This is a genomic window from [Scytonema hofmanni] UTEX 2349 (assembly GCF_000582685.1).
GTDB lineage: Bacteria > Cyanobacteriota > Cyanobacteriia > Cyanobacteriales > Nostocaceae > Hassallia > Hassallia hofmanni.
In genome coordinates, this window is the sequence record NZ_KK073768.1 from 2,470,277 (window position 1) to 2,481,336 (window position 11,060).

Below are 11,060 nucleotides of genomic sequence, written 5' to 3' on the forward strand. Positions count from 1 at the left end.
CCTTACTCATAGTGGGATTGAAACAAGGACGTTTTATACCGTCCGTGCAAGCCATCTTGAGTATAATTATTTGTTTCAACTGGGCTTTAAACCCACAAAGTAAGTTTTAATTGATACTCCTAACATAAGTGCCTTCTGCCCTCGAACTTCTGCCTTTCTTGTAAATAGCTGCTACTAAACGCATTAAAGCACAAAGTCTTCTGGAGTTAGACGACGCGCACTAAACACTTCTTCGGGTAAGTTAACGGTGACTTCAGGCATATTCAGCTATCCAACTGCAAACCCATCGTATTGTCGCATAAATGGCGAATGATACGCTAACACGATATCTTCTTTAGGTATCCCTAATTCGAGTAATTCATTCGCCACGCCAATTTCTGTACCATCGTATTGAATCCAAATTTTATCGCCCTTTAGGTCAATGTGAATTAAGGAACCATATACGCGATATTGATTCCAACCACACCGTACCACTTGATAGTGATCTCCTTCACCATCAAATACAGTATACATTTCAATATCACCGTAAGCAGGTTTAATCTGACTATGGGGAATCAGAACTTGCTTAATTAATTGTCGGTATTGCTCAATTTTATCCATTGCACAACAGCCTTTTGTTCCAATACGGTTCGGTTAGGGCAAGAGACGCGATAAATCGCCGTCTTTACAATAAGAAGTCCTTTGTAGAGACGGCGATTTATCGCGTCTTTGTGATCTATAATTTTCATCAAAAAATCTTATCCGAACCGTATTGCCTCCTGTTCTACATTATAAATCAGTAGGTTAAGGCGATCGCTTCTGAGATTCCCTGTCATCCCGACTTTGCATTTATTGCGAATCTGACTAAGTACAGCATTTCCTTAATCCGAGCGCAAATTAAATTTAGCAATACCCTGCAATGCCATAACATCGCGACGTTAGCTTAACACATTGCAATGTTAAGGCAAAACATCGCGACGTTAGCTTAACACATTGCAATGTTAAGGCAAAACATCGTAACGTTAAGGCAAAACATTGTAACGTTAAGACAAAACATCGTAACGTTAAGGCAAAACATTGTAACGTTAGCTTAACACATTGCAATGTTAAGGCAAAACATCGTAATGTTAAGATAAAACATCGCGATGTTAAGGCAATATATCCCCCTGCATTCAAAAACGCGCTCTGTCAGATCCCCCACATCGTTACAAAATCAGAAACGGATCGCATATCTATTTCACAATGCCTGTAAGATCACAATGAAACTTCAGTGATTTCTCTGAAGTAAATTAAATCATTTGCTTATATTGCCAAGGGACAAACTAGATCCCCGACTTCTTAGAGAAGTCGGGGATCTGAAGAGAGATTTGAAGAATAACTTATTAAGGCTGAAGAATGAACATTTATTATTGGTCTGCTTTCACTTTACAGGGTGAGTGGCGATGAAGTTAAAATATTTTCGTAGTGAGCGATTTATCGCTCAATTTCAAAGGCTAATGCCCTTGATTTGAGCGCTGAAGCGCTCACAAAAAACTCGCGCCCTCGGCACGGAAGCCACTTGACTTTAGGCAGTGGAGGAAGTGCCAACGGCGAATTTATTCGCATTCAATATTAACCGTGATGTGGATCTTCAATATACCTTTTAATTACATCTGCTGAAACCTGCCCAGCAGTAGAGTAAAAATAGCTATTAGTCCATAAGCTAGGCAGTTTCAATAATTGTGGGAACTCTTTACGCAACATATAAGATGAGCGTCCCTTAAAGGCTTTTACTATCTGGTTAATAGCAATATCCGGCTGATGTTCCACAAATAAATGTACATGGTCGGGAGCAACTTCTAACGCTAAAACATCCCAGTCTTTCTCCAATGCTAACTCGTTAATGATTTGTCGAAGGCGTTTAGCTATCTCCCCAGTTAAAACCTTTTTGCGTCGCTTGGGAATCCAAACCAAATGCACTACTGCATTACCTTTTGAGTGGTTGCTAGTCCTATACTCTAACTAGGAAGTCTAGTAAAAGTGTGGTTTGGCGTTGAAGGTTTTTATCTTCCTATGCCTACTAATCTCGATTTTAAAAGTATTCGAGAGATAAGGATACTACCAAGAAATAGATGTTTTTATGCTGAGTTTATCTACATAGTAGAACCTGCCACTGTTGAGCTTGACAAATCTAAAGCTCTAGGAATTGACCACGGTATAAATAATTGGTTAACCTGTGTTTCTAATATAGGGACTTCCTTTATTGTTGATGGATTGCATCTCAAATCCCTTAACCAGTGGTATAACAAATCAGTTGCCAAAATCAAAGAGAATAAACCTCAAGGTTTTTGATCTAAAAGACTTGCGGCGATTACGGAAAAGCGTAACCTTCAGATGAGGAGTGCTGTCAATAAAGCAGCAAGAATTGTAATCAACCACTGTCTAGAAAACAAAATTGGTTCTATTATTTTTGGTTGGAACCAAGGACAAAAAGATAGTGCCGATATGGGAAAAAAGAACAATCAATCATTTTGTCAAATCCCCACGGCACGACTTAAAGACCGTATTGAACAATTGTGCAAACAATACGGGATTGATTTTATTGAAACCGAAGAAAGTTATACTTCAAAAACATCGTTTTTAGATAATGATGTTCTACCTAAATTTGGTGCAAAACCCGAAGGGTGGAAATCAAGCGGTACTAGAATCAAGCGTGGATTGTTTAAGACTTCGACAGGAATCAAAATAAATGCCGACTGTAATGGCGCGGCAAATATTATTCGTAAAGTAGCGATGATGGCTAAATTTGATTTAGCTGGAATCGGTAGAGGTTGTTGTGCGATTCGTTGATTAGTGAATCTCGGTAATCAGCCCGTAAATAACTAATCCAGTGAAACTTGACTCCTGTCAAGCGCTGAACTCTCAGATTGATGAAGGTGCAAGTCCTTCCCGCAAGATTCATGCGTGACTCCTTATCTGCCCACACCGACCAAGCTCAATTCTTGGAGAGTGAAGCTGGGAACAAGGGCGCAATCAGACCACCGTTATGGGTGGACACTGGCGCTAACAGGGGGTTCCTACGGTGAAACTGAGCCTAGAAAAGTGACTTATCTACGAGCAGGGCATAACTAAAAACCCCTGACTCCATCGGAGCTTAAACCCGTTGCGTTATAAGAGCGACAGCAACATGAATCCGGGGTTTCCGATAGTCAAAATGGCTACACCTAACGGAACAACTAATCATCTGAGGGAACGAATAAAAACGAGTTGAGAGTCATAGATATGTCGATTTCTATGTAGGTAAGATGAGATACGGAACTCTCTCAAGTCGGGTAGGATACGGAGTAATTTCCGTAAGGTATTCAGAAAACACTTAATAGAGTAGAGCATGATTAGGCACAGTGACTACACTAGTGAATCTTGGAAAAATCTACCGTGGAAGAAATTCCGCAAGGATTTATTTCGCCTACAATGTCGAGTGTTCAAAGCAGTTCAAGCAGGAAATAAGCGGAAAGCGCGGTTTTTGCAAAAACTTATTCTGAAGTCCCGTGCGGCTAGATTTTTGGCAATTCGTCAAGTATCACAGTTAAATGCTGGAAAGAAAACAGCAGGAATCGACGGCAAAAAGTCCCTTACTTTTGAGGAACGATTTGAGTTAAGTGAACTGTTGAAAGCATTGAGTAATAACTGGAAACACCAGGGACTAAGGGAAATCCCAATTCCTAAAAAGGATGGGAGCCTCAGAATGCTCAAAATTCCAACTATCGCGGATAGAGCTTGGCAGTGTCTAGCAAAATATGCATTAGAACCAGCACACGAAGCGACATTTCATGCAAAAAGCTACGGTTTCAGACCAGGACGCTCGGCACATGACGCTCAGAAAATCCTGTTCAACAGCCTGAACTCTAGCTGTAATGGAATCAATAAAAAAGTCATAGAACTTGATATTGAAAAATGTTTCGACAGGATTAGCCACACCACTATCATGGATAACCTTATTGCCCCTAAAGGCATAAAGCTCGGAATATTCAGATGCTTAAAAGCAGGGATAAACCCAGAGTTCCCAGAACAAGGTACACCTCAAGGTGGTGTAGTAAGTCCTCTTTTAGCTAACATCGCTCTTAATGGGATTGAAAGTATTCTTAGATATAATTCCAAAGGAATTAACGAAAAGATTACCGAAAAAACAAACGTCGAAAATATTATCGAACCATCAATACGCTACGCGGATGACATGGTGATAATAATTAGACCTCAAGACGATGCACAAAAAATACTTGCCGACATTGACAGTTTTTTAGCAGCAAGAGGAATGAAGGTAAGCCAAAAGAAAACCAAAATAACCGCTACGACAGATGGCTTTGACTTTCTCGGCTGGAACTTCAAAGTTCAAGCCAACGGAAAATTTAAATGCATTCCCTCAGTGAACAATTTTAAAGCATTCCGTCGGAAAGTAAAAAGCATCATTAATTGCTCGAATTATGGCTCTAAGGTGAAGGCTGAAAAGCTAGCACCAATAGTTAGAGGATGGAGAAACTATCACAGGTTCTGTGATATGTCAGGGTCAAGGTTCTCACTCTGGTTCCTAAATGAAAGAACCCGCGTGGTATTCAACAAGGAAGCAAAGAACACCAAAGAGATAAGCGTTGAGCTTGTCAAAAAAGCATTCCCAAATGTTCCCTACTCCGAAAATAAGCACATCAACGTCAAAGGAAAGAAATCCCCCTACGACGGAGACTTAAATTACTGGAGCAAACGCAACAGTAAACTATACAATGGCTTAACCTCTAAAGCTTTACAAAAGCAAAACCATTCATGTGGTCATTGTGGGATGAAATTTACGAGTGAGGAACGAGTACATTTACACCACATTGATGGGAACCATGATAACTGGAAAAATAAAAACCTTCTAGCAGTGCATGAATCCTGTCACGACTATTTACACATGGGCAAAAGGGTAACTCCCTAAGAATATCGGGAGCCGGATACACAGAAATGGGTACGTCCGGTTCTAACTGAGAGGTGCGGGAGATAATACTCCCCATCGACTCAACCTAAGTCAGCCTAAGAAAGTTCTTCTTTGGACTCTTCAGAAATCCCTGTCTCTTTAGAGCAGGGAAGCTTAATACTTAAATTAAAGCAGAGCAATCTCGGCTCCCGATGGTATCTGTCGTTGCACAGTTTTAAGGATATCAAGAGTTTTTTGATAAGCTAGGGCTTGCTGAATATAGCTATAACCCCTTCCAAATAAGAGTTTCAATCCTTTTTATTCCAAGCAGGTGCAAACCTATGGCATTATCCGTCTCAAAATCCCTGCATTTTGGTGGAAAATTGTAGGGTGAATTTGAAAACCAACCTCCGAAACTACCATTTTGTATACTGTGTGGCATCTAAATTCGCTTTTTAGAGTTTTTCAGCAAACCCTAAGCTACTTTCTCTCTCTTGCCAAAACGTTGAGCTGCTTTTTCTAAATCAGCGATCGCCGCTTCGTGGTATCCTAACGAATGTCGGGCAACTCCGCGATTAACATAAGCCTGAGCATTACTCGGATTAAGTCGAATTACTTCCGAAAAATCGCGCACTGCACCAGGAATATCTCCGGTTCTCGTACAAGCGCACGCTCGGTTAAAGTATGCTCGCTCATCATTGGCATTGAGACGAATTGCTTTATCAAAGTCGAGCATCGCTGCTGGCAAATTTGCCAACTCTAACCGCGCTAATCCTCTGTCATTATATATATCCGCTTGTAGAGCTTGCAAGTTCTGCGGAATTATTGACAGAGCTTTATTATAATCAGCGATCGCTTGTTGTTGATTCCCTAACATAGCAGTGGCGATGCCGCGATTATAGTAAGCTCGAAAATCATGGGGTTTGAGAGCGATCGCTTGTTTATCATCTGCGATCGCATCCAAATAATTACCTTGTCTGTAGCGTGCTAATCCCCGATTCAAATAAGCCTCAGCATTCTTCGGAGCAAAATTTATCGCTTGTGTACAATCTGCGATCGCACTATGGTAATCTTGTAATTGAAGATACGCAAGACAGCGATCGCTATAAGCTGCGGCAAAATTACTTTCAAGCTGAATCGCTTCAGTTAAATCTGGAATTGCTTCTTGATAATTGCCGCGTTGCATCTTCTCTACACTCAACTTCAACAAATCACTAGCAATCGGTGCAGCATCAGCGCTGAAAGTGACAAAATTGAGAGCGATCGCCATCACAAAACTGAGAATGAATCGATAGCAGCGATTCATAAACAAATCTCCCAATTTAATTTTTTTGCAAAACATGCAGCACTAGGTAAAGAATATTTACCAAGAAAGGATTCAGGAGCCAGAATCCTGCATTTTATGTTACGCTTTGCGTGGGATAAATAAACTGCGTTTTTGTACCCCATTCCTTAACATAAACAGGTGGCAACAAAAACCCCAAACGTTGCATTCTGACTCCTGTAGAGACGCGAAATTTCGCGTCTCTACAACTGGTAACTTTACTTCTTCCAGTTTTTATTGTTAGCTTGATCCAACACGTAAGCAGCTACGTCTTCAATCTGAGCTGGTTTTAAACGACCTTTAAAAGCAGGCATAGCACCTTTACCCTTTGTAACTTGGGCAATAATCGCTTCTGCGGAGTTCATGCCATACTTATCTAAAGCTTCTTTCTTCAGATTTTTTTTAGCATTAACTAAGTTTTTACCACCAGCATGACAAGAAGCGCAATTAGCGGCAAAAATTTTCTTTCCACTGACTGCATCTGCTAAAGCTGGACTGTTGAAGGTAAAGGTAAAGATTGTTACGCATAACAACAATACCGAAAGAATCTTTTTCATCCCGTGTTCTCTCTGCAAAAAAAGGACTGTTTAGTTCAATATCCTTCATAATTGTGAGCTTCATGGTTATTGTAGTCAAATGACGGGCTGTCATACTTCGCGGTTTTGTTGGTTGTTGGTTGTTAGTTGCTAGTTGTTAGTGGTTAGTTGCTAGTTGTGAAGAATTATCCTAACCACACCACGCTTCCCCCACTCCCCACTAACATTGTACAGATGCGATTAATCGCGTCTCTACCCACTCCCCAATTTCTTCAACCCTTCTTCTGTAACCCGACAAATTCGCCAATCATCTAAAATAGAGGCTCCCATGCTGCGGTAGAATGCGATCGCAGGCTCATTCCAATCCAAAACGCTCCACTCTAACCGTCCACAATTCCTTTCCACAGCTATTTGAGCTAATTTTGTCAACAAAGCTTTGCCAATACCTTTTCGTCGATACTTCGGTAAAACAAACAAATCTTCTAAATAAATTCCTGGCTTAGTGAGGAATGTTGAATAATTATGAAAAAACAGAGCGAAGCCGGCAGCTTGCCCTGCGTATTCTGCTAAAATCGCCTCAATATACTTAGTACCAAATAAATGCTCTTTCAGAGATTCAGCATTACCAGTAACAGCATGAGATAATTTTTCATACTCTGCCAACGCCTGAATTAACTCAAACAGCACAGCGCAATCTGCTGGTTCAGCAAACCGCAAAATTAAGTCGTTATCAAAAGTCATTAGTCAATAGTCCAGAGTTAATAGTCCAAAGTCAATAGTACGATGACCGTTGACTCCTAACTCCCGTACAGACGTTCCGGCGGAACGTCTCTACAACTGCGTACCTTTAGTACAGACGTTCCGGCGGAACGTCTCTATACCAACCAACCTTTCAAACGTTTAGCTATATGAGGGCGCCGCAATTTTCGCATGGCTTTGCTTTGAATTTGTCGCACTCGTTCGCGAGACAAATTAAACATATTGCCTACTTCTTCTAAAGTACACGGTTCGCTGGTAGTCAAACCATACCGTAGAGAAATCACATCTTTTTCTCGTGGTGTCAACACATCACCCAAAACTTCCCAAATCTCCTGACGCATCATGTTTTCATTCATTTTTGCTTCGGGAGATTGATTATCTTCGTCTTCTAGCAAATCCATCAATTCCGTGTCTTCTTCTTTACCGACGCGGTGATTGAGAGAAAGTGCTTGACGGCGTAGTTGTTGTAGTTGACGTAGTTGTGGCAAAGGTATTTCTAAAACTTCTGCCATTTCCGCTTCTGTGGGATTGCGACAAAGTTTTTGTTTGAGTTCGCGTTGCGCTTTTTTGAGTTTGTTAAGTTTTTCAACAATATGGATTGGTAAGCGAATTGTCCGCGCATCATTAGCGATCGCTCGCGTAATTGCTTGTCGAATCCACCAATAAGCGTATGTCGAAAATTTATAACCCTTATCTGGGTCGAATTTTTCTGTAGCGCGATTTAACCCCATTGCCCCTTCCTGAATTAAATCCAAAAAAGGTACTCCGCGATTGAGATATCGTTTGGCAATTGACACTACCAACCGGAGATTTGAGCGAATCATTTTTCGCTTCGCTACTCTGCCTTGATACAAGCGACTTTCTAGTTGCTTTTCTGTCATTCCCAGTTCGGATGCGGCTTTTTCTTTAGTAGCTTGTTCACCCAGTTTTTCGCTTAACGAAACTTGTAATTCTCTTACTTCTTCATTAAACCGCACTCGCCGCGCCAATTCTACTTCTTCTTCGGCTTTGAGTAAAGGATAACGCGCCATTTCTTTAAAAAATGCGCCGACAGCATCATCATGCTCGGTTTTATTATATCCGGACGGTCGCGCTGCTGCCATTTGATCGCCATCGCGTTCATCTGTTTCCATTTCCGCGATCGCTGTATATTCATCTGCTACTGCTTCTAGTTCGAGTGGTATTTCACTATCAACAGCATTTTCTACTAGTATCTCCATTGTTCCCAATTCAGCAATATTCATAGTTTCCTTAAGGGATTGTTGCTTTGTTTGGTACATAATTAAATGACAGCTGCTTTTTCTTGAGGTTTGGTAGTTTTCACATCAGAACAAATGCACCTGTCTTATAGCAAAATATAGGTTTCTGCTAATGTCTCATTGAAAGTGACATTCAGTCTGTATCTTTCATTTCATACTTCCTGTTACATATAATTCAAAAATCAATACTGGTATTTGCACTCTCAAATATCTGCTTACATTTTCAACACATATATTCCTCATTCTTTTCTTTATTAGCAAATCTGTCAAATTTTCAAACTTTCTCAACCTTAACAAATATAAATATTTTCGGTAATCATCCTTAAACCTTAAATCTTCCTATATTTTTATTTTTTATGGCTGAGTACTAATTACAGACTTCAGAGTCTTTTTTCTCGGTTAATGTAACCGCCGCCAGTTTATGAATGAAAAAACCAATATCTGAGCTATCTAACTTGAGCTATATCTCTCTAAATTACAGCATCCCATATACTGACAGAGCTGAATATCTATCAATAGGTGGAAAAGCCCTATACCTTACTTAGTATATGAAGACAGCTTTTAGGAGTAAGCGAAGATGATTTGATTTTTTTTTAGATCGAACATTAAATATTTATTTTCGTCTTGAGTTGAGATTAGTTTGACGGATAAATTACATAAGAGGAAACTTATCAAGTATCATAAGAGGGAAAAGTATTGCGAAATACAATTCGTCTTAATAAATTTGAAAAGTTAAAGTTAACTTAGTCAGGGGAATTCTGACCAAAACGCACATGCGTTCTAACAGTCTATTAATTCAAAAGCTATGTATAGTAATGGCGTAAGTTTATTTCCATTGGTAGTAGCCGAACCGGGTAATTTATACGAATCGAGCAAAGTTGTTGAACGGTGGATCGAAGTGCTGGTTGACTGTCCAGGAAGCTCAGGTTTATTTACTTACCGATTGCCACCTCAGTTAATTTGTCAACCAGGAGATATTTTAAGTGTGCCATTTGGAGCGCAACAGTTAGGAGCGATCGCCATTCGATTATTAACACAACCTAGCGCCGACATACCACGAGAAAAAATTAGAGATGTCGAAGATGTAATTCATAGCGGTTTTTTTCAAGATAATTACTGGACATTGATCGAAAGGGTGTCGCAGTATTATTACACACAACTGATCCAAGTGATACGAGTCGCATTACCTCCCGGATTATTAGGGCGATCGCAACGGCGTATCCGTTTGGTTTTAAAAGACACATCCCTAGATTCTTTGGCTACTGAAGCTTTCTTGTCGAATGCAGCGCGACAAATTGTAGAGCTTCTGCGTTCCTCAGCAGCAGGAGATTACAGCTTTACCTACCTTCAACAAAAAGTCAAGGGCGCATATCGAGGAGTACGCGAATTATCGCGATGCGGCATGGTAGAAAGCTATTTAGAACCGCCGCGATTAACTCGACCAAAGCTGCAAAAAGCAGTCACAATGGTAGGAAGTAACTTTGATCGTGACTTAACAACTCGCCAAAGAGAAATTTTAGAAGTATTGCGGCGACAAGGCGGCGAATTATGGCAAAATGAATTATTACAACTTTGTAGCGCAAGTTCTTCTATCCTCAAAATCTTAGAACAAAAGGGTTATATTGTAATTCAAGAACGGGAAATATTGCGAAGCGAAACTCCTGCGAGTGGAATATTAGCCGACCAAGCGAAATCATTAACAATAGCTCAATCCCAAGCGTTAGCGACAATAAATCAACTAAATGGATATGCTCAAGTTTTATTGCATGGAGTGACAGGTTCGGGAAAAACCGAAGTATATTTGCAAGCGATCGCACCTCTACTCAATCAAAATAAATCCGCTTTAGTTTTAGTTCCAGAAATTGGACTTACACCGCAATTAACCGATCGCTTTCGCGCTAGATTTGGCAACAGAGTCAGCGTTTATCACAGCGCTCTAAATGACGGTGAACGTTACGACACCTGGCGCCAAATGCTCACAGGAGAAGCGCAAGTAGTTATCGGCACCCGAAGCGCCGTTTTTGCACCTTTGCCAAACTTGGGTTTAATCATCTTAGACGAAGAACACGACAGCAGCTTTAAACAAGACTCACCTATCCCAACCTACCACGCTCGAACCGTCGCTAAATGGCGAGCCGAATTAGAAAATTGTCCCTTAATTTTAGGCTCCGCGACGCCTTCCTTAGAAAGTTGGTTGAGCGTCAGAGAAGGAGGCAGGGGGCAGGGGGCAGGGGGACAAGGGGGACAAGGGGGACAAGGGGGACAAGGGGGACAAG

General features: G+C 40.8%; 7 protein-coding genes and 2 pseudogenes. 3 read left to right on the forward strand and 6 right to left on the reverse strand.

Features of this window, described 5'->3' with window-relative positions:
* Nucleotides 1–267: 267 nt before the first annotated feature.
* On the reverse strand, nucleotides 268–600 hold the full coding sequence (locus tag TOL9009_RS0115990; protein WP_029633684.1) for a XisI protein: 333 nt from the start codon (nucleotides 598–600) through the stop codon (nucleotides 268–270).
* A 990-nt stretch (nucleotides 601–1,590) separates the two neighbouring features.
* Nucleotides 1,591–1,974, reverse strand: a pseudogene (gene tnpA, locus TOL9009_RS39390) (IS200/IS605 family transposase); the annotation flags it as partial.
* Nucleotides 1,975–1,980: 6 nt separating this feature from the next.
* On the opposite strand from tnpA, the pseudogene TOL9009_RS39395 reads away from it, so the two are divergent.
* Nucleotides 1,981–2,808, forward strand: a pseudogene (locus TOL9009_RS39395) (RNA-guided endonuclease InsQ/TnpB family protein); the annotation flags it as partial.
* 538 nt (nucleotides 2,809–3,346) lie between these two features.
* Nucleotides 3,347–4,927 (forward strand): group II intron reverse transcriptase/maturase, encoded by a 1,581-nt coding sequence (locus tag TOL9009_RS0116010; RefSeq protein WP_029633685.1) that lies wholly within the window; start codon nucleotides 3,347–3,349, stop codon nucleotides 4,925–4,927.
* A 454-nt stretch (nucleotides 4,928–5,381) separates the two neighbouring features.
* Here TOL9009_RS0116010 and TOL9009_RS39400 read toward each other — a convergent pair whose 3' ends face one another.
* The 4 genes from TOL9009_RS39400 to TOL9009_RS0116030 all read right to left on the reverse strand — a co-directional run bounded on the left by TOL9009_RS39400 (nucleotide 5,382) and on the right by TOL9009_RS0116030 (nucleotide 8,805).
* A complete protein-coding gene (locus tag TOL9009_RS39400) occupies nucleotides 5,382–6,212 on the reverse strand; it encodes a tetratricopeptide repeat protein (protein ID WP_038297169.1) in 831 nt (276 codons plus the stop codon).
* A 236-nt stretch (nucleotides 6,213–6,448) separates the two neighbouring features.
* Complete coding sequence (gene petJ, locus TOL9009_RS0116020; protein ID WP_029633686.1) at nucleotides 6,449–6,787, reverse strand: cytochrome c6 PetJ; 339 nt, start codon at nucleotides 6,785–6,787, stop codon at nucleotides 6,449–6,451.
* A 231-nt stretch (nucleotides 6,788–7,018) separates the two neighbouring features.
* Nucleotides 7,019–7,507 (reverse strand): GNAT family N-acetyltransferase, encoded by a 489-nt coding sequence (locus TOL9009_RS0116025; protein ID WP_029633687.1) that lies wholly within the window; start codon nucleotides 7,505–7,507, stop codon nucleotides 7,019–7,021.
* A gap of 134 nt (nucleotides 7,508–7,641) precedes the next feature.
* On the reverse strand, nucleotides 7,642–8,805 hold the full coding sequence (locus TOL9009_RS0116030; RefSeq protein WP_029633688.1) for an RpoD/SigA family RNA polymerase sigma factor: 1,164 nt from the start codon (nucleotides 8,803–8,805) through the stop codon (nucleotides 7,642–7,644).
* A 784-nt stretch (nucleotides 8,806–9,589) separates the two neighbouring features.
* Here TOL9009_RS0116030 and priA point away from each other — a divergent pair.
* Nucleotides 9,590–11,060, forward strand: a 1,471-nt coding sequence (gene priA, locus TOL9009_RS39405; RefSeq protein WP_084763225.1) for a replication restart helicase PriA, incomplete at its 3' end; no start/stop codon positions are given.

Coding starts and splice junctions, on each gene's coding strand:
- TOL9009_RS0115990 (WP_029633684.1), bottom strand. CDS start 600: ATGGATAAAATTGAGCAATACCGACAATTAATTAAGCAAGTTCTGATT.
- TOL9009_RS0116010 (WP_029633685.1), top strand. CDS start 3,347: ATGATTAGGCACAGTGACTACACTAGTGAATCTTGGAAAAATCTACCG.
- TOL9009_RS39400 (WP_038297169.1), bottom strand. CDS start 6,212: ATGAATCGCTGCTATCGATTCATTCTCAGTTTTGTGATGGCGATCGCT.
- petJ (WP_029633686.1), bottom strand. CDS start 6,787: ATGAAAAAGATTCTTTCGGTATTGTTGTTATGCGTAACAATCTTTACC.
- TOL9009_RS0116025 (WP_029633687.1), bottom strand. CDS start 7,507: ATGACTTTTGATAACGACTTAATTTTGCGGTTTGCTGAACCAGCAGAT.
- TOL9009_RS0116030 (WP_029633688.1), bottom strand. CDS start 8,805: ATGTACCAAACAAAGCAACAATCCCTTAAGGAAACTATGAATATTGCT.